Origin of the sequence: Hoeflea phototrophica DFL-43, from assembly GCF_000154705.2 — a bacterium.
Taxonomy (GTDB): Bacteria; Pseudomonadota; Alphaproteobacteria; order Rhizobiales; family Rhizobiaceae; genus Hoeflea; species Hoeflea phototrophica.
In genome coordinates this window covers 1,310,858-1,330,328 of the sequence record NZ_CM002917.1, presented here as the reverse complement: position 1 = coordinate 1,330,328, position 19,471 = coordinate 1,310,858, and the positions used below count along the sequence as shown (strand labels likewise).

General features: G+C 61.2%; 17 protein-coding genes. 7 read left to right on the top strand and 10 right to left on the bottom strand.

Annotated features, from left to right (window positions below; translation table 11 throughout):
- Positions 1–104 precede the first annotated feature (104 nt).
- Positions 105–1,280, bottom strand: a complete 1,176-nt coding sequence (locus tag HPDFL43_RS06150; protein WP_052093163.1) for a YbfB/YjiJ family MFS transporter — start codon at positions 1,278–1,280, stop codon at positions 105–107.
- A gap of 200 nt (positions 1,281–1,480) precedes the next feature.
- Between HPDFL43_RS06150 and HPDFL43_RS06145 the strand changes: the two genes are divergently transcribed.
- From HPDFL43_RS06145 to xdhC, 5 genes are all read left to right on the top strand, one after another.
- Positions 1,481–2,254, top strand: a complete 774-nt coding sequence (locus HPDFL43_RS06145; protein WP_007196419.1) for a 3-hydroxybutyrate dehydrogenase — start codon at positions 1,481–1,483, stop codon at positions 2,252–2,254.
- On the top strand, positions 2,251–3,342 hold the full coding sequence (locus HPDFL43_RS06140) for a patatin-like phospholipase family protein (RefSeq protein ID WP_245271106.1): 1,092 nt from the start codon (positions 2,251–2,253) through the stop codon (positions 3,340–3,342). The genes HPDFL43_RS06145 and HPDFL43_RS06140 overlap by 4 nt, the downstream gene beginning before the upstream one ends.
- Positions 3,343–3,470: 128 nt before the next feature.
- Entirely contained in the window at positions 3,471–4,955 is a 1,485-nt protein-coding gene (xdhA, locus tag HPDFL43_RS06135; protein ID WP_007196417.1) for a xanthine dehydrogenase small subunit, read from the top strand.
- A gap of 2 nt (positions 4,956–4,957) precedes the next feature.
- Positions 4,958–7,318 (top strand): xanthine dehydrogenase molybdopterin binding subunit, encoded by a 2,361-nt coding sequence (gene xdhB / locus HPDFL43_RS06130; protein WP_007196416.1) that lies wholly within the window; start codon positions 4,958–4,960, stop codon positions 7,316–7,318.
- 5 nt (positions 7,319–7,323) lie between these two features.
- The gene (gene xdhC, locus HPDFL43_RS06125) at positions 7,324–8,154 is read left to right on the top strand and encodes a xanthine dehydrogenase accessory protein XdhC (RefSeq protein WP_007196415.1); all 831 of its coding nucleotides are present in this window, start codon (positions 7,324–7,326) and stop codon (positions 8,152–8,154) included.
- Here xdhC and HPDFL43_RS06120 read toward each other — a convergent pair.
- From HPDFL43_RS06120 to ugpB, 5 genes are all read right to left on the bottom strand, one after another.
- The gene (locus HPDFL43_RS06120) at positions 8,139–9,755 is read right to left on the bottom strand and encodes a GMC family oxidoreductase (RefSeq protein ID WP_007196414.1); all 1,617 of its coding nucleotides are present in this window, start codon (positions 9,753–9,755) and stop codon (positions 8,139–8,141) included. The genes xdhC and HPDFL43_RS06120 overlap by 16 nt on opposite strands.
- A 157-nt stretch (positions 9,756–9,912) precedes the next feature.
- A complete protein-coding gene (locus tag HPDFL43_RS06115) occupies positions 9,913–10,935 on the bottom strand; it encodes a sn-glycerol-3-phosphate import ATP-binding protein UgpC (protein ID WP_007196413.1) in 1,023 nt (340 codons plus the stop codon).
- A gap of 6 nt (positions 10,936–10,941) precedes the next feature.
- On the bottom strand, positions 10,942–11,778 hold the full coding sequence (gene ugpE / locus HPDFL43_RS06110; protein ID WP_007196412.1) for a sn-glycerol-3-phosphate ABC transporter permease UgpE: 837 nt from the start codon (positions 11,776–11,778) through the stop codon (positions 10,942–10,944).
- 8 nt (positions 11,779–11,786) lie between these two features.
- On the bottom strand, positions 11,787–12,668 hold the full coding sequence (gene ugpA / locus HPDFL43_RS06105; protein ID WP_007196411.1) for a sn-glycerol-3-phosphate ABC transporter permease UgpA: 882 nt from the start codon (positions 12,666–12,668) through the stop codon (positions 11,787–11,789).
- 63 nt (positions 12,669–12,731) lie between these two features.
- Positions 12,732–14,042, bottom strand: a complete 1,311-nt coding sequence (gene ugpB, locus HPDFL43_RS06100; RefSeq protein WP_007196410.1) for a sn-glycerol-3-phosphate ABC transporter substrate-binding protein UgpB — start codon at positions 14,040–14,042, stop codon at positions 12,732–12,734.
- A gap of 299 nt (positions 14,043–14,341) precedes the next feature.
- Here ugpB and HPDFL43_RS06095 point away from each other — a divergent pair, with 299 nt between their 5' ends.
- Entirely contained in the window at positions 14,342–15,580 is a 1,239-nt protein-coding gene (locus HPDFL43_RS06095; protein WP_040449763.1) for a urate hydroxylase PuuD, read from the top strand.
- Entirely contained in the window at positions 15,577–16,875 is a 1,299-nt protein-coding gene (guaD, locus tag HPDFL43_RS06090; RefSeq protein WP_007196407.1) for a guanine deaminase, read from the top strand. The genes HPDFL43_RS06095 and guaD overlap by 4 nt, the downstream gene beginning before the upstream one ends.
- A gap of 197 nt (positions 16,876–17,072) precedes the next feature.
- Here the strand turns inward: guaD and uraH are convergent, their stop codons facing one another.
- From uraH to puuE, 4 genes are read right to left on the bottom strand one after another with little or no spacing between them, the layout of a single operon-like run.
- A complete protein-coding gene (gene uraH / locus HPDFL43_RS06085; RefSeq protein ID WP_007196406.1) occupies positions 17,073–17,450 on the bottom strand; it encodes a hydroxyisourate hydrolase in 378 nt (125 codons plus the stop codon).
- A 22-nt stretch (positions 17,451–17,472) separates the two neighbouring features.
- Complete coding sequence (locus tag HPDFL43_RS06080) at positions 17,473–17,964, bottom strand: ureidoglycolate lyase (protein WP_007196405.1); 492 nt, start codon at positions 17,962–17,964, stop codon at positions 17,473–17,475.
- The gene (uraD, locus tag HPDFL43_RS06075; protein ID WP_007196404.1) at positions 17,965–18,468 is read right to left on the bottom strand and encodes a 2-oxo-4-hydroxy-4-carboxy-5-ureidoimidazoline decarboxylase; all 504 of its coding nucleotides are present in this window, start codon (positions 18,466–18,468) and stop codon (positions 17,965–17,967) included.
- Positions 18,465–19,388, bottom strand: coding sequence for an allantoinase PuuE (gene puuE / locus HPDFL43_RS06070; protein WP_040449099.1), 924 nt, complete (start codon positions 19,386–19,388; stop codon positions 18,465–18,467). Before puuE ends, uraD begins: the two co-directional genes overlap by 4 nt.
- Positions 19,389–19,471 lie beyond the last annotated feature (83 nt).

Below are 19,471 nucleotides of genomic sequence, written 5' to 3'. Positions count from 1 at the left end.
GGATGGCTCGTCAATACCTAGGACACCGCGCCGGGCGCGGCAATCGAACAAGATAGCAATCACGCCATTGTGCAAAAACCAAGGCACTGCTTGCCGACCACGGTTCAGCTCTTGCGAAACCCCAGCACGATTGCGCTTGAAGCAACAAGTCCGGCAGCGGCTGCAAGGCTCGCCCAGGTATAGCTGCCGGTCCAGTCGGCCAAGTATCCGGCGACAACGGGCCCCAGGATCTGACCAACACCGAAGGCCGCCGTCATCAAGGCAAGCGCCCGGCGCGGGCTTTCACCGGCGAGGTTGCGGCCGACCTGAAGTCCGAAGGCGGTGACCATGATGAAGGTCGCTCCCAGAAGGACACCCCCGATCAGCGGTCCGAAAGGCAACGGCAGAAGGACGCTGGCGCCGACACCCAGCGCTTCGACCAGGCAGCCGAGCGCGAACACATTTGTCAGCCCGATGCGCCGGACCGCCGGCATCCAGTAGGCAACCGATGGTGCTGCGGCCAGACCCGTCACGAGCCAGACGCCAGCCTCAAACAGCGAAGATCCGCCGCCATCGCGCACGATCGCGACCAGAAAGGTTGCCGTGACAATATAGCCGAAGCCGAAGATCCCGTAGGCCACCGTCAAGGCGATGAGCGGCCGGGTCCAGGCAAGCGGCGGCTCTTTTTTCGCAGGACCGGAGCGCATCACATCGCCCGGCAAATAGCGGAAGACCATGGCCAGACCCGCAAATGCCAGGCCGGCCGCCAGAAACCACGCCAGCCGCCAGCCACCATCAAACAGGACCAGAATGGCGAACATCAGCGCAGATACGCTGATGCCGACGCCGACACCGCCAAAATGTCCCGATTGCACCCACGGCTTCGCCGCGGCCAGGCCGTGCGAGAGCACGATTGCCGAGGTGAAGATCATCACGAATGCACTCGCAAGACCTGCCAGGAAACGAATGCCTGCCAGCACAAGCGCATCGCTCGCCAGTCCCATGGCAAGCAGGAGCAGCGCGGTTGCGACAAGGGCCGACAGAGCCACCTTGCGCTCAATACCCTCCGCCCAGCCCCAGGCAGCAAGGATGGCGCCGAGCAGATAGCCGGCATAGTTGGCCGAGGCGATCCAGCCCGCCTCTGATGGCCCTAGCCCCAGCCCATCCATCATTTCAGGCAGAACCGGCGTGTAGAAAAAACGCCCCAACCCCATGGCAACAGCCATGGCGATGGCGCCGGCGAGTGCAGTCAGCAGGATTTGACGATCGCGGTCAGCACCGCTGTCGGACAAGGGGGGCATGGGCGGAAAAACTGGCCAAAAAGTTGAATGAATGAAACCCATCATTGAACCCGTTGGCGCCTCGAGGCAACCCGGTTGTCCGCATCGCCTCAAATTGCCCAGCATCACTTCTATTTGAAGGCAATCTCGGCCAGGCCGCTTGGAAGTTCTTCCGCGACACCTTATTTGTGCAATGCAACACGCACAGAAAGGACCGTGTCATGAAAACTGTCATCGTCACCGGATCGACCAGCGGAATCGGACTTGGCATCGCCGAGAATTTCGCACTCAACGGCTTCAACGTCGTGCTCAACGGATTGGGCAAGGAGGAGGGAATCGAGAAGACACGGGCCAGGCTCGCGGCACTTGGAGCCGGTGATGTGGTGTTTCATGGCGCCAACATGCTCGAACCGGAAGAGATCGCCGATCTGGTCAAGACCACCGAAGAGAAATTCGGTTCCGTCGATGTGATCGTGCCCAATGCCGGCATCCAGCATGTCGAGAAGATCGAAGATTTTCCGGTCGGCAAATGGGATGCGATCATCGCCATCAATCTGAGCTCGGCCTTTCACCTGATCCGCGCCGCAATGCCGGGCATGAAGAGCCGCAAGTTCGGCCGGATCATTTCGATCGCCTCGGCGCACGGACTGGTCGCCTCGCCCTACAAGAGCGCCTATGTGGCCGCCAAGCACGGCACACTCGGGCTGATCAAGACCGTAGCACTGGAAGGCGCTGAATATGGCGTCACCGCCAACGCCATCTGCCCCGGCTATGTGGAAACGCCGCTGGTTTCGGGCCAGATCGCAGACACTGCCAAGGCCCGCAACATGAGCGAGGAGGAGGTGATCAACGAGGTGATCCTCAAGGCACAGCCGACCAAGCAGTTTGTTCAGGTGGGCCAGATTGCGGCTCTGGCGCTCTACCTGGCCTCCGATCAGGCCGCACAGATCACCGGCGCAGCGTTGCCGATGGACGGTGGATGGACCGCACAATGAGTGCGGCCCGTTCAACAGACAAGCAGGACAGGATCATCAACCTCGCACTTCAGGGTGGCGGCGCGCACGGCGCCTTCACCTGGGGGGTGGTCGACCGGCTGCTTGACGAACCCGATATCGGCTTTGAAGGCCTGTCCGGCACCAGTGCGGGCGCAGTCAATGCGGTTGTGCTCGCCCATGGGCTGATGAATGGCGGACGAAAAGGCGGCCAGGCTGCGCTGGAGGATTTCTGGCGCCGCTGCTCGGAGGCCGGCACGGTGTTTTCGCCACTCCACCCCATGCCCGAGCTCTCGCTTCCGGGCATGGACGCGGTCCGGTCTGCGACCTATTCGATGTTCGACACGCTGACCCGCACGTTTTCGCCTTACGAATTCAACCCGTTTGACATCAATCCCTTGCGGGATCTGTTGTCGGATTGCGTCGATTTTGACGGGTTGCGCAAGAGCTGTGACGTCAAGCTGTTCCTGAGCGCAACCAATGTCAGGTCCGGACGCGTCAAGGTTTTCAAGACCAATGAAGTCAGCGTCGAGGTGGTGATGGCATCTGCCTGTCTGCCGTTTCTCTACAAGGCGGTCGAGATTGACGGCCAGCACTACTGGGACGGCGGCTATATGGGCAATCCGGTGCTGTTCCCATTCTTCTATGAATGCGAGAGCCGCGACGTGATGATCGTCCACATCAACCCGATGGAACGGGACGAGGTGCCGATGACCGCGCCGGAAATCCTCAACCGGATCAACGAGATTTCCTTCAACTCCTCGCTGATCGAGGAGATGCGGGCGATCAATTTCGTCACCCGGCTGGTCGAACAGGACTGGCTCAAGGATGATTACAAGGACCGGCTGAAACACATCCTGGTGCATTCGGTGCGCTCGGATCTTGCTCTCGAAAACCTTGAGGTTTCCTCCAAGTTCGACGTGCGCTGGTCGTTCCTGTGCGACCTGCGGGATCGTGGAAGGGTCGAAGCGGATGCCTGGCTCAAGGCCAACGGAAAGGACATCGGCAAGAGCTCCACCGTGCATCTTGAAAGCCAGTATCTTGGCCTTCCTGGCCCCGCCACCAAGCAGGCGTCTGCGCCGGTTGATTGAACGGTTTTTCCTGAAAGATCGTCAATTGACCGGATTTGCCTGAAGCTGTCTCGTCTCATGGACAGGCTTTCGCACTGCAGCGATGTGGGTTAGGTTTTTTGGGATTGATCCAAACAACACGAGGCGACATGGCGCAGTCCCACCGCTCATCCATCCGCTTTCTGCTCAATGACCAGCAGATCGAGCTTTCAGGTTTTGCCCCCGATCTGACGCTTCTTGACTGGCTCCGGCTGGACCGCCGCCTGACAGGCACGAAAGAGGGCTGCGCGGAGGGCGATTGCGGCGCCTGCACGGTGCTGGTGGGGCGGATCGACAATGGTGTTCTCGCCTATGAAACCGTCAATGCCTGTATCCGGTTTGTGGGATCGCTCGATGCCACCCATGTGGTGACCATCGAGTATCTCAACCGGCCAGATGGCGCCTTGAGCGCCGTACAACAGGCGATGGTGGATCATCACGGCTCGCAATGCGGTTTCTGCACGCCGGGCATCGTTGCCTCGCTGCACGCCTTGTGGCTGGCCGAGCCCAACCCTTCGGACGCCGACATCGAACGGCAATTGCAGGGTAATCTGTGCCGCTGCACCGGCTATGAGCCGATCGTGAAGGCCGCGACAGCTGCTGCGTCGACGATACCGGATGCCGAGAATGACCGGCTGGTGGCGGCCTATGACCAAACGGTCGCCGCGCTCACGGAGCTTGCGGACGGTGCTCGGGTCACCATCGAAAGCGAGCATGGCACGACCTATCTTCCGGCCGATCTCGATGATCTGGCGGAGCTCTACGCAGCACACCCGGAGGCGACGATTGTTGCCGGCTCGACCGATGTCGGGCTTTGGGTGACCAAGCACATGCGTGACATTTCGCCGGTCATCCATCTGGGCCATCTCGATGCGCTCAAGGCCATGACCATCGAGGCCGAAGGCGTGACCCTTGGCGCCGGCGTTTCCTACACCGCGGCACGGGCAGCGCTGACTTCGATGTTTCCGCAGATGGAAGAGCTCTGGGACCGGATCGGCGGCGAGCAGGTGCGCAATATGGGGACCGTCGGCGGCAACATCGCCAACGGTTCGCCGATCGGCGACACCCCGCCCCCTCTGATCGCGCTTGGCGCCAGCGTGACGCTGCGCCACGGCGCAACACGCCGAAGCCTGCCGCTCGAGGAGTTCTTCATCACCTATGGCAAACAGGACCGTAAGCCCGGCGAGTTTGTCGAAAGCGTTGCGGTTCCGGCGCTGGACGACGGGGCCTTCTTCGCGGTCTACAAGATTTCCAAGCGCCGTGACGAGGACATCTCGGCGCTGTGCGGCGCCTTTCATGTGACACTCGACGACGACGGTCAGGTGGCCTCGGCACGGATCGCATTTGGCGGCATGGCCGGCACGCCGAAACGGGCGAGCGCCACCGAAGCGGCCCTGACCGGCCAACCCTGGGCATGGGACAGCATCGAAGCGGCGCGCCTTGCCATGAGCCAGGATTATCAGCCGCTCAGCGACTGGCGGGCCAGCGCGGACTACCGGATGGTGTCAGCGCAGAACCTGATGATCCGCTTTTTCCTTGAAACCTGTGGCGCACCGGTTCGCATTCAGCGCCACCCGGCCATGGCGGAGGCTTGAGCATGGACGCACCTTCAAGCCGCAGCAAGACCGAGATTGCCGGCGGCGCGCACAGGCCGCGCCAGCATGATTCCGCCCACAAGCATGTGACAGGCAGCGCCGATTACATTGACGACATGGCCGAACCCGCGGGCACGCTGCACGGCTATCTCGGACTGAGCGAGCGGGCGCATGCGAGCATCGTTTCGATCGATCTCGATCCGGTGCGGGCTGCGGGCGGCGTGGTCGCGGTTCTGACCGGACACGATGTCCCCGGTGTCAACGACATCTCGCCGAACGGTCTTGACGACGAGCCGATCCTGGCGACAGACAAGGTGCTGTTTCACGGCCAGCCGGTGTTTGCCGTGATTGCCGAAACCCGCGACCAGGCGCGGCGCGCAGCCAAGCTGGCTGTGATCGCCTATGAAGAGCTGCCGCATGTCACGGATGTTCGCGCGGCGGTGGATGCGGACTATCCGCTGGTCACCAGCCCGCTTAAACTCGAACGCGGCGATGTCGAAGCCGGGCTTGCGGCAGCGCCGCTCAGGCTCAAGGGCGAGATGCGCATTGGCGGGCAGGATCATTTCTATCTCGAAGGCCATATCGCCTTTGCCATTCCCGGCGAGGACGACGAGGTTACCGTCTGGTCCTCGACCCAGCACCCGAGCGAAGTGCAGCACATGGTGGCGCACGCGCTGGGAACCGTGTCGAACGCCGTGACCGTTCAGGTGCGGCGCATGGGCGGCGGCTTTGGCGGCAAGGAAACCCAATCCAACCAGTTTGCGGCGATCGCGGCCATTGCCGCCAAGAAGCTTAATCGTGCCGTCAAGATCCGTCCTGACCGCGATGATGACATGATCATCACCGGCAAACGCCATGACTTTGTGGCGGATTACGATGTCGGTTATGACGAGAGCGGGCGTATTCTTGCCGTCGACGCGAGTTTTGCGGCAAGGTGCGGCTTTTCCTCCGACCTGTCGGGGCCGGTGACGGACCGGGCGCTGTTTCATGCCGACAACTGCTATTTCTACCAGGATGTGCGGCTGGTCTCCAAACCGATGATGACCAATACGGTCTCCAACACCGCCTTCCGCGGCTTTGGCGGACCGCAGGGTATGCTCGGCGGCGAGCGGATGATCGAAGAGGTTGCCTATGCGCTGGGGCGCGATCCGCTGGAGATCCGTAAGGTCAATTTCTATGGCGGGCCCGGACGGAACATCACGCCCTACCACCAGACGGTGGAAGACAACATCATCGCCCAGATCGTCGAAGAGCTTGAAACCTCCTCTGACTACCAGGCGCGGCGGGCGGAGATCATCGACTTCAACGAAAACAGCCCGGTGATCAGGCGCGGCATCGCGCTGACACCGGTCAAGTTCGGCATCTCGTTCACCGCGACCTGGTACAATCAGGCCGGCGCGCTGGTGCATGTCTACCAGGACGGCTCGATCCACCTCAATCATGGCGGCACCGAGATGGGCCAGGGGCTCAACACCAAGGTGGCGCAGGTGTTGGCGGACGAATTTCAGGTCGATCTCGACACCATCCGGATCACCGCCACCACCACCGGAAAAGTGCCCAACACCTCCGCCACCGCGGCCTCCTCCGGCACCGATCTCAACGGTATGGCGGCTGCCAATGCGGCGCAGCAGATCAAGGCCAGACTGGTCGCCTTTGCATCCGAGAAATACAGCGTGCCGCCCGAGCAGGTAGTCTTCGAGCCCAATCATGTGCGCGTCGGCAATGAGCTGATGGCCTTTGGCGACTTCATCAAACAGGCCTATCTGGCACGTGTGCAACTGTCGGCAGCAGGCTTCTACAAGACGCCGGAGATCCACTGGGACCGGGCCAAGGGCCAGGGCCGACCATTCTACTATTTCGCCTATGGCGCGGCGGTCTCGGAAGTCTCCGTCGACACGCTGACCGGCGAATACCAGGTCGACCGTGCCGATGTGCTGCATGATGCAGGAAAATCGCTCAATCCGGCGCTCGATATCGGCCAGATCGAAGGCGCGTTCGTGCAAGGGATGGGCTGGCTGACGACGGAGGAATTGTGGTGGGATGACGCGGGCCGGCTTCGCACCCATGCGCCCTCGACCTACAAGATCCCGCTCGCATCCGACCGGCCGAAGATCTTCAATGTCGAACTGGCCAAGTGGTCGGAAAACCGCGAACCGACAATCCGGCGCTCCAAGGCCGTGGGCGAGCCACCGTTCATGCTGCCGATTTCGGTGCTGGAAGCGCTCGGCATGGCGGTTGCCTCGATCACCGATTATCAGGTGTCTCCAGGGCTTGACGCGCCGGCCACGCCTGAGCGAGTGCTGATGGCGGTCGAGCGTTTGAAGGCGATGGCTGCGGATGCGCCGTCCGGCTCCGAGAGTTAGGAGCCATGACGCGGCGTGCCGCCTATCTGGAATTCGAAGCACAGACAGACGACGCCGGTTTCGTTCTGGTCCGCGTGGTCGAGGCCAAGGGGTCGACGCCGCGCGATCAGGACGCTTGGATGCTGGTCTCGAAACAAGCGTTTTTCAGCACGATCGGCGGCGGGCGCCTGGAACTCGAAGCCATCGAGAAGGCGCGCGGGATTCTCGATGGTGCGACTGCCTCCGATCTCGCACTGCCGCTTGGGCCTGCCATCGGGCAATGCTGCGGCGGGCATGTGACCTTGTCTTTCGAAATCATCCCCCCTGCCCGGTTTGGCGAGATCGCCGCCATGGTGGAAGCCGAGGATGAGTCCGACCCGGAAGTCTGGCTGTTTGGCGGCGGCCATGTCGGCCGGGCGCTGACGCGGGCGCTGTTGCTGCTGCCGGTCAAGGTGCATGTTGTGGAGACCCGGGCGGATGAACTGGCTCTGACGCCAGAAGGCGCGACCCGGCATTTGACACCCCTGCCCGAGAGCCTGGTGGCTGGCATTGCGTCCGGTTCGGTGATCATCGTGCTGACCCATGATCATGCGCTGGATTTCCTGATCGTGTCCGCTGCCCTGGCGCGAGATGATCTGGCGCAGGTGGGCATGATCGGCTCGGACACCAAGCGTGCCACCTTCGCCCATCAATATATCCGCGAAGGCGGCAACAAGACACAGCTTTCGAAGCTCATCTGTCCGATCGGCTGCAAGATCGCCGACAAGCGGCCCGAGGCGATCGCCGCCACGGTGGCTGCCGAGATCATTGCAGCACTTGCAGACTGGCGGGACAGTGGGTCTCAGCCTGCGTCCTGAAGCACCAGCTCTGCGGCCCGCCAGCCCGTGGCGATGGCCGCGGCGTTGGTGTTTCCGGCCATGATGTTGGGGAAGACCGAGCAATCGACCACCCGCAGGCCCTCAATGCCATGCACCCGAAGCCGCGAATCGACCACCGCGTGAGCCGCATCCGGGCCCATCCGGCAGGTGGACACCGGATGATAGACCGTGCCGGATCTGCGGCGGATGTCATCGATCATGGCTTGGTCATCGGTGATCCCGGGACCGGGCAGCAACTCGGCTTCAATGTGGTCTGCCATGGGCTTCGCCGCCGCCATTTGCCGGATGAGCTTGCCGGTGGCGAGCATCTCGGCCACGTCATCCTCATGCGAGAGCGCATTGGGCGTGATCCGGGGCGCGTCGAACGGATCGGCTGAACGGATCATGATTTCGCCACGGCTCTTGGGGCGGCAATTGGACCAGCCGATGGAAAAGCCCGGCCAGGGGTCGGGGTTGAGGATCGGGCGCTCGCCGGGACGCGGAATGACCGTCGAGATTGCCTGGAAATAGAGCTGCATGTTGGGCCGGGTCCTGCCTGGATCGGTACGGATGAAACCGCCGGCCTGGTTGAGGCTGACCGACAGCGGCCCGTCGCGCAACAGCAGATAGTGCAGGCCCGCCGACAGCTTGCCCCACCAGGACCCAAGCTGCTGGTTGATCGTGGGGCAGTTTGCCCGGTAGGTATAGTTGGTGCCGACATGGTCCTGAAGGTTGCGCCCGACATTCGAATTGTCGAGACGGACCTCTATGCCAAGGCTCTTGAGATGCTCGGCTGGCCCAATCCCGGAAAGCTGCAGCAGTTGCGGGGAATTCACCGAGCCGCCGCTCATGATCACCTCGCGTCCCGCAGTCACTGTGACGGTCTGGCCGCTCCGTTTGTAAGTCACGCCGGTCACGCGATTGCCATCGAAGGCGAGACCGGTCACATGCGCGCCGGTGATCACCCGCAGGTTCGGACGTTTCATCGCAGGACGCAGGAAGGCGCGGGCGGCGGAAAGCCGGCGTCCCTTGTGGATGGTGAATTCAAGCAGGCCGACGCCATCCTGGCTTTCGCTGTTGAAATCGGGATTGAGCGGCAGGCCGATGGCGTGGGCGGCCTCGAACCATTTGCGGGTCAAGGGATGGACGGTCTTGCCGGGCACGAAGAGATTGAGCGGGCCGGTGCGCCCGCGATGGCTGTCGTCACCGATGACGGCGCATTCGACGGCGCGAAACGCGTCCCACATCTCATCAGAGCCCCAGCCGGGATTTCCAGCATCGCGCCAATCGTCGAAATCGGCGCGGTGGCCGCGCATCCAGACCATGGCATTGATCGAGGAGGAACCGCCGAGCACCCGGCCACGCGGCCAGTGATCGACATTGCCCGCCAGACCCGGGTCCGGCTCGGCGCGGTACATCCAGTTGACCTTGGGGTCGAAGAAGGTCTTGCCGTAGCCAAGCGGCATCTGCACGAAAAAGCGGCGGTCATCGCCACCGGCCTCAAGCACCAGAACCTTGTAGCGGCCGCTGGCCGAAAGCCGCTCGGCCAAGACGCAGCCTGATGATCCGGCGCCGATGATGATGAAGTCCGGATTGTCCATGCGGGGTCTGCCTTGGCGAACGCACATTCACGGCAGTCCGAGCTCAGCGCCGCAGCACTCGCCCTCCTCCGTCAGTCAAATCGTTGTCACAAAACATCGGTCGTTTCAACACGCAGAAACGACCGGATCTTGATCAATTGCGAAGGTTTAAGACGTTTCAGACTTTGGTGCGGCGCCCGGCGGCATCGAAGGCCATGATGCGCGCGGGATCGATCCCAAGGCCGATACGTGTGCCGTCCGCCGGAAGCTTGATCCCACCATCGATGCGGACCACCAGCTTGTCACCCGCCGCCGTGACACCATGGACAAGCGTTTCCGCCCCGAGCGGCTCACAGAAGGCAACATCATAGTCGATAAGCCCTTCACCGGGCGCGACCAGCTCAATGTGCTCCGGCCTCACACCGATCACTGCACCAGGCTCCAGCGGTCCGCGGCCCGGGCGGATGTCGTGCGAAAGCACATTCATGGGCGGCGAACCGATGAAGCCTGCGACAAACAGCGTCGCCGGATTGGCATAGACATCGAGCGGTGCGCCGATCTGTTCGGCGACGCCACCGTTCATCACGATCATCCGGTCAGCCAAGGTCATCGCCTCGACCTGGTCATGGGTGACGTAAAGCGCGGTGACCCCGAGCTTGCGCTGCAACGCCTTGATCTCAAGCCGCATCTGCACGCGCAGCTTGGCATCGAGATTGGACAGCGGCTCGTCAAACAGGAAGACTGCGGGCTTGCGCACAATGGCCCGGCCCATGGCAACACGCTGACGCTGACCACCGGAGAGCTGGCGCGGCTTGCGATCGAGATAGGGCGCCAGTTCGAGCATGCGTGCCGCCTCGGCCACGCGGGACTGGATCTCCGGTTTCGGCACATTGGCGATCTTGAGGCCATAGGCCATGTTGTCGAAGACGCTCATATGCGGATAGAGCGCATAGTTCTGGAACACCATGGCGATGTCGCGCTCGCGCGGCTCGAGCTTGTTGACGACCCGGTCTCCGATATGGATGTCGCCCGAGGTGATGGTTTCCAGACCCGCGACCATGCGCAACAGAGTGGACTTGCCGCAGCCCGAGGGGCCGACGATAACGATGAATTCGCCATCGGCAATATCGGCATCAATGCCGTGAATGACCTCAGTCCGGCCGTAGCTTTTGCGGATCGCTTCAAGTTTGATTTCAGCCATGGGAACTCATTTCTCGCTTTCGACCAGGCCCTTGACGAAGAGCCTCTGCATGCCGATCACGACCAGCACAGGTGGCAGCATCGCCAACATGGCAGTTGCCATGATGACCGGCCACTCGACCGTCTGATCGCCCGTTGGCAGCATCTGCTTGATGCCCATGATCACGGTGTTCATGGAAGGATCGGTGGTGATCAGCAACGGCCAGAGATACTGGTTCCAGCCGTAGATGAAGAGGATGACAAAGAGTGCCGCGATGTTGGTGCGCGACATCGGCAGCAAGATATCGAAGAAGAAGCGCATCGGCCCTGCGCCATCAACGCGGGCGGCTTCGGTCAACTCGTCCGGAATGGTCATGAACAATTGCCGGAACAGGAAGGTGGCCGTGGCGGAGGCAATCAACGGCAGGATCAATCCGGTGTAGCTGTTGAGCAGCCCGAGATTGGCCACAACCTCGTAAGTTGGCACGATGCGCACCTCGACCGGAAGCATCAGGGTCAGGAAGATCAGCCAGAAAAAGATCATCCGAAACCGGAAGCGGAAATAGACGATGGCATAGGCGGAGAGCAGGGAAATGACGATCTTTCCGATTGTGATCCCCAGCGCCATGACCATGGAATTGAACAGCATTTGCCAGACCGGCGCATTGCCCCCGGTGACCAGCGCCTCGAAGTAATTGTCAAAGAAATGCGGCCCCGGAAGCATCGGCATTGGCGGGCGGACCAGATCAGCCTGGGTGACGGTTGAGGCAACAAAGGCAATCCAGATCGGGAAACAGATCACTGCCACACCGAGGATCAGCCCTGCATGGGTGAACCAGGTTCCGATGCCGCGCTTTTCGACCATGCCGCTCATCAGTAATGCACCCTGCGCTCGATGAAGCGGAACTGAACCACCGTGAGAATGCCGACCAGCACCAGAAGGACGACCGACTGGGCGGCTGAGGAGCCCAGATCCTGACCGACGAAGCCATCGGCAAAAACCTTGTAGACAAGGATCGTGGTCGATTGTTGCGGCCCGCCCTGGGTGATGGTGTGAATGACACCGAATGTATCGAAGAAGGCGTAGATCACATTGACCACCAGCAGGAAGAAGGTGGTCGGCGACAACAGCGGAAAGATGATGGTCCAGAACCGGCGGGCAAAGCTGGCGCCATCAATCGCGGCGGCCTCGATCACACTTTTCGGGATCGCCTGCAACCCTGCCAGGAAGAACAGGAAGTTGTAGCTGATCTGCTTCCAGGCCGAGGCTGCCACGACCAGCGCCATGGCCTGTCCGCCATCCAGATTGTGGTTCCAGTCATAGCCGAACTGGGACAAGCTCCAGGCGACAATGCCGGTGAACGGGTTGAACATAAACAGCCACAGCACGCCGGCAATCGCCGGGGCCACGGCATAGGGCCAGATCAGCAGCGTCCGATAGGTGCCCGAGCCCTTGATGACGCGGTCTGCGAGAACCGCCAGCCACAGGGCGAAGCACATTGCCGACACTGTCACCAGCACCGAAAAGACGGCGGTGGTGAAGAACGATTCACGGTAGAAACGGTTGCCGAAAAGATACTCGAAATTGCCGAAACCCACGAACTGGGTTTTGAGACCGAACGGGTCCGGGATAAAGGCTGATTGGTAGATCGCCTGCCCTGCCGGCCAGAAGAAGAACACAAAGGTGACCAGCAACTGGGGCGCGACCAGAAGATAGGGCAGCCAACGGTTGTCGAATACGACGCGCTTTTCCATGGAACACCGACCGGGGAATAAGGGGCCGGCGGAGCCATCAAAGGCTCCGCCGGTTCATTGGTCTTAGCGGTTGGCCTGCTCGAAACGGCGGAGCAGCTCATCGCCGCGTACGGCAGCTGAGTCGAGCGCTTCCTTTGCGGTCTTCGAGCCATTCCACACACCCTCCAGCTCTTCATCGATGATGCCGCGGATCTGGTCAAAGCTGCCCAGACGCAAGCCCTTGGAGTTTGCGGTCGGAGCCTTGCCTGTCATCTGGATGATGGCGATATCCGTGCCGGGGTTCTCATCATAGAAGCCCGAAGCCTTGGTGGCTTCATAAGCGGCCATGGTGATTGGCAGGTAGCCGGTGTCCTGATGCCATTTGGCCTGGATGTCAGAACTCGACAGGAAGTTGAAGAAGGCTGCAACGCCCTTGTACTCTTCCGGGGTCTGGCCTTCCATGACCCAGAGAGACGCCCCACCGATGATGGTGTTCTGCGGTGCGCCGTCGACTTCACTCCAGTAAGGCAACGGCCGGATGGCAAAGTCGAAAGTGGCTTCATTCTTCACGCCTGCATAACCGGCGGAGGATTCGGTGAACAGACCGCACTCCCCGGCGCGGAAGGTCGCGCCGCCTTCATTGCGGCGGCCCGAATAGATGAACTTGCCATCCTTCGCCCACTGACCGAAGGTTTCGATGTGCTTGACCTGAACGTCGCCATTCAGTGCCAGTTCAGTATCCAGACCGGCAAAGCCGTTGTCCTTCGTGGCAAAGGGCACATTGTGATAGGCGGAGAGGTTCTCCAGATGAACCCAGCTTTGCCAGGCGGTCGTCATCGGGCATTTGGAACCCGACGCCTTGAGCGCATCGAGCGCGGTTCCGACCTTGTCCCAGGTCGACAGATCCATTTCCGGATCAAGACCTGCGGCTGTTAGAGCATCCTTGTTGACGTAAAGCACCGGGGTCGATGAGTTGTAGGGCAACGACAACATCTCGCCGTCGGTGGTGGTGTAGTATCCAGTGACGGCTGCGAGATAGGCTGACTGGTCAAACGGCAGACCTGATTCGGCCATCACTTCATAGACCGGCTTGATGGCGCCCTTGGCGGCCATCATCGTGGCGGTGCCGACTTCAAAAACCTGAAGAATGTCAGGCTGTTCACCGGCGCGGAACGCGGCGATGCCTGCATTGAGGGTTTCGGAGTAATTGCCCTTGCTGGTGGCGACCACAACATAGTCGCTCTGCGACGCGTTGAACTTCGAAACCTGTTCATCGAGCAACTCTCCGAGTCGTCCCGAGAAGGCATGCCAGAAATCAATCTGGGTTGCGGCGGTAGCCGGTGCGACACCAGCCATCAGAGCGGCGAAAACGCCGGCAGCGATAAACTTCTTCATTTGATAATCCTCCCTTGCAGGGAAACGCGTGAAAACGAACGCATCCCGAAAGAGATACGTAGCGTCTGGCCTTTTATCCGGCAACAGAAAACAGGTTTGTGACAGGAGCTGTGGAAAAACGAAAGGCAGATGAATTCATGCGAACCGGCGCACCCATGCCTTCGATTATCAGGAAAAACCCGGAACTGATTCATCCGTGTGAAAGTGCCCGCGGGCTTTTCATTCCGCCTGGCATTGCGCATCATGTGCACTGCAAAAAATGCTGCAACAAAGTGCGAGGGGCACCAATGTCCGAGTTTCTGTATGAGTATCCCTTGGTGTGGGAATGGCTCAGCTTCGCCGTGCGCTGGCTGCATGTGATCACCGCCATTGCATGGATCGGCTCGTCGTTTTATTTCATCGCGCTTGATCTGGGCCTGGTGCAGCGGCCAGGCCTGCCTGCAGGTGCCTATGGCGAGGAATGGCAGGTACATGGCGGCGGGTTCTACCATATCCAGAAATATCTGGTCGCGCCCGAGCGGTTGCCCGAGCACCTGACCTGGTTCAAGTGGGAGAGCTACGCCACCTGGCTGTCGGGCTTTGCGCTGCTGTGCGTGGTCTATTATGCCGGTGCCGAACTCTATCTGATCGACACCAATGTGCTCGACGTCTCCGCACCGGTGGCGATCGGCATTTCGCTGGCTTCGATCGTGCTCGGATGGATCATCTATGATGTGCTGTGCAAATCCCCCATCGGGAAGAGCACGACGGGGCTGATGGTGGTGCTGTTTGGCGTGCTGGTCGCCATGGCATGGGGCTACACCCAGGTCTTCACCGGCCGCGCGGCACTTCTGCATCTGGGCGCGTTCACCGCCACGATCATGAGCGCCAATGTGGCGATGATCATCATCCCCAACCAGAAGGTGGTTGTCGCCGATCTCAAGGCCGGACGGACGCCGGATCCGAAATATGGCCGTATCGCCAAGCAGCGCTCGCTGCACAACAACTACCTCACCCTGCCGGTGATCTTCCTGATGCTGTCGAACCATTATCCGCTGGCCTTCGCCACGCCGTACAACTGGCTGATCGCCTCGCTGGTGTTCCTGATGGGCGTGACCATCCGGCACTGGTTCAACACCGTTCACGCGCGCAAGGGCAAGCCGCACTGGACCTGGGCCGCCACGGCTGCCCTGTTCATTGCGGTAATGTGGCTTTCGAGCCTGCCGCGCAGCGATGAAGCGATTGAAGAGTCGGCGCTCGCGCCGGTGCATCAGCAGTTCATCGACAACGCGCATTTTCAGGCCGTCAGCGAGACCATCATGGGACGTTGCTCGATGTGCCACGCGGCGGAGCCGTTCTGGGACGGCATTGCCCACGCACCGAAAGACGTGAAGCTCGAGACAGAGGCCGACATCGCCCGCCATGCGCGCGAGATCTATCTGCAGGCAGGACGAAGCCATGCGATGCCGCCGGGCAACATCACCTATATCGAGCCCGAGGAACGCCGCCTGATCGTGGCCTGGTACGAATCCGCTGTGGCCGGGGCGGCGGACCAATGACCATGCGGCTGCTGCGTGGCCGGACCTTGAGCTTTGTGTCACGGCCACAGGCACGCGATGACCATCAGAGCTATGTCTATGAGGAAGACGGCGCGCTGCTGATCGCTTATGGCAAGATCATTGCCGCAGGCACCTATGATAGCGTCATCGGCCAGGCATCTGACGGTGTCGAAACTATCGACCACCGCCCGCATCTCTTGATGCCCGGGTTCATTGATCCGCACATCCATTTCCCGCAGATGCAGGTGACGGCGAGCTATGCCGCCAATCTGCTTGAATGGCTCAACACCTACACCTTCGTCGAGGAACAGCGCTTCGCCGATGAGGCTCATGCGAAGCGTCTGGCAAAGCTGTTCTTTGACGAATTGCTGCGTCAGGGCACGACCACGGCCGTTGCCTACTGCTCGGTGCACAAGGGCTCGGCCGACGCCTATTTCGCGGAAGCAGCGCGGCGCAACCTGCTGATGGTCGGCGGCAAGGTGATGATGGACCGCAATGCCCCCGATGCGCTCACAGACACCGCGCAATCAAGCTATGACGACACCAAGGCGGTGATCGCTGAATGGCATGGCCAGGCCCGCAATCATGTGGCGATCACACCACGCTTCGCCATCACCTCGACGCCAGCGCAGCTCGAAGCCGCAGGCACGCTGGCGCGCGAACATCCCGATCTCCTGATCCAGACCCACCTGTCGGAAAATGACGCCGAGATCGCCTACACGCTCGAACTCTACCCCGAAGCCAAGGACTATACCGATGTCTACGCGCGCTACGGGCTGCTGACCGGCAAGATGCTGCTCGGGCACGCCATCCATCTTTCGGACCGCGAGATGGGCGCGATTGCGGAAGCCGGGGCGATTGCCGTGCATTGCCCGACATCCAATCTGTTTCTCGGCTCGGGCCTGTTTGATCTCAAACGCCTCAAGGCGCATGGCGTGCGCACGGCGATCGCCACCGATATTGGCGGCGGCTCAAGCTACTCGATGCTCCGGACGCTCGATGAAGCCTACAAGATCCAGCAATTGCGCGGCCACCGGGTGCCGCCGATCGAGAGTTTCTGGCAGGTGACGCGCGGCAATGCCGAAGCTCTGGGACTGACAGACCGCATCGGCACGCTGGAGCCAGGCAGTGACGCCGACATCATTGCGCTTGATGCATCAGCCACGCCGGCGATGGACATCAGGATGGAGACCGTCACGCGGCTGGAGGAGGAGTTGTTCCTGCTGCAGACGCTGGGCGATGACCGGTCGGTGCGGGCGGTCTACGTCGCAGGCGAACCGGTTTCGGTTGATTGAGCAGGAACCGGACAACCGTCACATTTCCGTCTTAACTGTTTGTTAAACACCATCCTGCAAGCTGTAAGTCAGCAGCGGCTTTTTAAAGGGTCGCTTATAAGTCGCGTGAGCACGGATGTACTGCCACGCGGCTTTCGCTTTTTCCGGACCATGGCTCTTCTTCTACACGCTGCGGCAAGGCACACCACGTCTGGCCGTCAGCTGCCGCGATAGGTGGAATAGGCATAGGCCGAGATCAGCAGCGGCACATGATAATGCGCGCTCGTGTCCGCGATGCCGAAGCGGATCGGGATCACATCGAGAAATGCCGGATCAGGCAACGTCTCACCGGTACCGCGCAGATAATCCCCGGCATGAAACACCAGTTCGTAGACCCCACCCGCAAGATCAGGGCCCGCAAGCAGCGGACCGTCAACACGTCCATCGGAATTGGTTCTCACGGTCTTGATCAATCGGTGGTTCTGGCCCTCGACCCGCACCAGTTCGATCACCAATTTGGCCGCGGGGCAGCCACGCGCGGTGTCAAGCACATGGGTGGTCAGTCGGCCTCCTGTGGGAAGCGGTTGGGCGGCCATCGGCGTCTCCTCCTTTTTGTCTTCAGGGTTCAGTGATCACATAAGGGGCGGGATAGCCAATCTCCTCGAGATTGTCGCCCTCACCTTCCCTGTCCATCACCAGAAACTGGCTCGGCTCACCAACCGCGATCAGCGGATGATGCCAGATGTTTCGACCATACTGCAAACCAGTGTTGCCTGGCACCCGGAATGCGCGCGGCTCGCCCGGTCTGCCGTCGTCATCGAGGGCAACAACGGCAATCCAAGTCCGGTTTGTGACCGGGAAAAAGGCCTGGCTGCCGAGCGGATGCCGCTCCATCATCGTGATCCTGTAAGGAAAGACGCGCGGCTGACCGCGAAACAGCGACAGGATGGTGCGTCCGCCTTCGGCTTCGGTATCGGCCATGGCCAGCGCATGAAAGCGCTCGGTGGTGCCCTCATTGATCATCCGCTTTTCGGCGAGATCCTTGTCCAGCACAACGCCAAACGGAGCGAAATCTGCCGGCGTCAGTTGTTCGAGCTTGAGCTCTTGCATCTATGCGCTCTCCTGCGGCAACAGCGCCGCAATGCGCAGACCAGCAATCCGCTCCACCTGCGCGCAGGCGGTCGCAAACTCGGTGTTCACGTCATTGGCGACGCGCGCTTCAAAGGCCTTGAGTATGTCGTCCTTGCCGAGCCCCTTGACCGCAATGATGAACGGAAAGCCAAGGTCATGCATGTAGCGCTCGTTCAATTCGGTGAAACGGGCATGCTCATCTGCGCTCAGCCGGTCGAGCCCGGCGCCAGCCTGTTCCGCGGTCGATTCTGCGGTCAGCTCGCCGTCGATGGCAAGCTTTCCGGCCAGATCCGGGTGTGCCCGGAGGACACCAAGGCGCTCTTCCCGGCTGGCTGCGCGGAACTCGGCGCACAGTGCCTCATGGAGCGCGTCTGCCATCAAAGGCGCAGCAATTCGGCCGTGATCATAGGCGCGCTCGGCGATCCAGGGGGAATGTTCGAACACACCACCATAGAGCCGGACAAATTCACCACGTTCAATCATGCACCCGTCCCCGGATGGTGATGGGCATGCCAATGATTGGCGATGTCGATGCGGCGTGTGACCCAGGCCTTGTCGTGGGAGCCGACATAATCGAGGAACCGCGCCAGCGCCGCCGCCCGTCCGGGACGCCCAACAAGCCGGCAGTGCAGCCCGATCGACATCATCTTCGGACTGCCAGCCGCGCCTTCCGCCATCAGCACGTCGAACGTGTCCTTGAGATAGGTGAAGAACTGATCGCCGGAATTGAAGCCCTGCGGGGTGGCAAAGCGCATGTCGTTGGCGTCAAGCGTGTAGGGCACAACAAGGTGCGGACCTTTGGGACCCTCTACCCAATAGGGCAGCTCATCGGCGTAGGAATCGGCTGAATAGGCAAAACCACCCTCCTCCATCACCAGACGCAAGGTGTTGACCGAGGGCTTGCCCTGGTAGATGCCGAGAGGTCGCGAGCCGGTGACTTCGGTGTGAATTCGAACGCATTCGGCGATGTGCCGGCGTTCTTCCGCTTCCGGGAAATCCTTGTACTCGAGCCAGCGCAGGCCGTGACTGGCGATCTCCCAGTCCGCTTCCTTCATCGCCGCCACGGCTTCCGGATTGCGCTGCATGGCGAGCGCCACGCCATAGACCGTGACCGGCATGTTGCGCTCGGTGAACAGCCGCCAGAGCCGCCAGAACCCGGCGCGGGACCCGTATTCATAGAGCGATTCCATGTTCATGCTGCGCTGGCCCGGCCAGGGCTGAGCGCCAACGATCTCGGAGAGCAGGGACTCGGACGCCGGATCGCCATCCAGGATGCAGCTTTCACCACCTTCTTCATAATTGACGACGAATTGCACCGCGCAATGGGCGCCTGAGGGCCATTTCGGATCCGGCGGGGTGCGTCCGTAGCCGATCAGGTCGCGGGGGTAGTCTGACTGATACATGTCTTGGTCCATTGTTTGAAATGCCGCGTCCGGGCGCCGGTGCAGCGAGGCAATCACAGCCACAACGCTATCATCCGGGACGC

Bases quoted from the DNA above. Each gene is read 5' to 3' on its own strand.
- HPDFL43_RS06120 (WP_007196414.1), bottom strand. From the start codon at position 9,755: ATGGACAATCCGGACTTCATCATCATCGGCGCCGGATCATCAGGCTGC.
- HPDFL43_RS06080 (WP_007196405.1), bottom strand. From the start codon at position 17,964: ATGCAAGAGCTCAAGCTCGAACAACTGACGCCGGCAGATTTCGCTCCG.
- uraH (WP_007196406.1), bottom strand. From the start codon at position 17,450: ATGGCCGCCCAACCGCTTCCCACAGGAGGCCGACTGACCACCCATGTG.
- xdhA (WP_007196417.1), top strand. From the start codon at position 3,471: ATGGCGCAGTCCCACCGCTCATCCATCCGCTTTCTGCTCAATGACCAG.
- HPDFL43_RS06145 (WP_007196419.1), top strand. From the start codon at position 1,481: ATGAAAACTGTCATCGTCACCGGATCGACCAGCGGAATCGGACTTGGC.
- xdhB (WP_007196416.1), top strand. From the start codon at position 4,958: ATGGACGCACCTTCAAGCCGCAGCAAGACCGAGATTGCCGGCGGCGCG.
- ugpE (WP_007196412.1), bottom strand. From the start codon at position 11,778: ATGGTCGAAAAGCGCGGCATCGGAACCTGGTTCACCCATGCAGGGCTG.
- guaD (WP_007196407.1), top strand. From the start codon at position 15,577: ATGACCATGCGGCTGCTGCGTGGCCGGACCTTGAGCTTTGTGTCACGG.
- HPDFL43_RS06150 (WP_052093163.1), bottom strand. From the start codon at position 1,280: ATGCCCCCCTTGTCCGACAGCGGTGCTGACCGCGATCGTCAAATCCTG.
- HPDFL43_RS06115 (WP_007196413.1), bottom strand. From the start codon at position 10,935: ATGGCTGAAATCAAACTTGAAGCGATCCGCAAAAGCTACGGCCGGACT.
- xdhC (WP_007196415.1), top strand. From the start codon at position 7,324: ATGACGCGGCGTGCCGCCTATCTGGAATTCGAAGCACAGACAGACGAC.
- ugpA (WP_007196411.1), bottom strand. From the start codon at position 12,668: ATGGAAAAGCGCGTCGTATTCGACAACCGTTGGCTGCCCTATCTTCTG.
- HPDFL43_RS06140 (WP_245271106.1), top strand. From the start codon at position 2,251: ATGAGTGCGGCCCGTTCAACAGACAAGCAGGACAGGATCATCAACCTC.
- uraD (WP_007196404.1), bottom strand. From the start codon at position 18,468: ATGATTGAACGTGGTGAATTTGTCCGGCTCTATGGTGGTGTGTTCGAA.
- ugpB (WP_007196410.1), bottom strand. From the start codon at position 14,042: ATGAAGAAGTTTATCGCTGCCGGCGTTTTCGCCGCTCTGATGGCTGGT.
- puuE (WP_040449099.1), bottom strand. From the start codon at position 19,388: ATGTATCAGTCAGACTACCCCCGCGACCTGATCGGCTACGGACGCACC.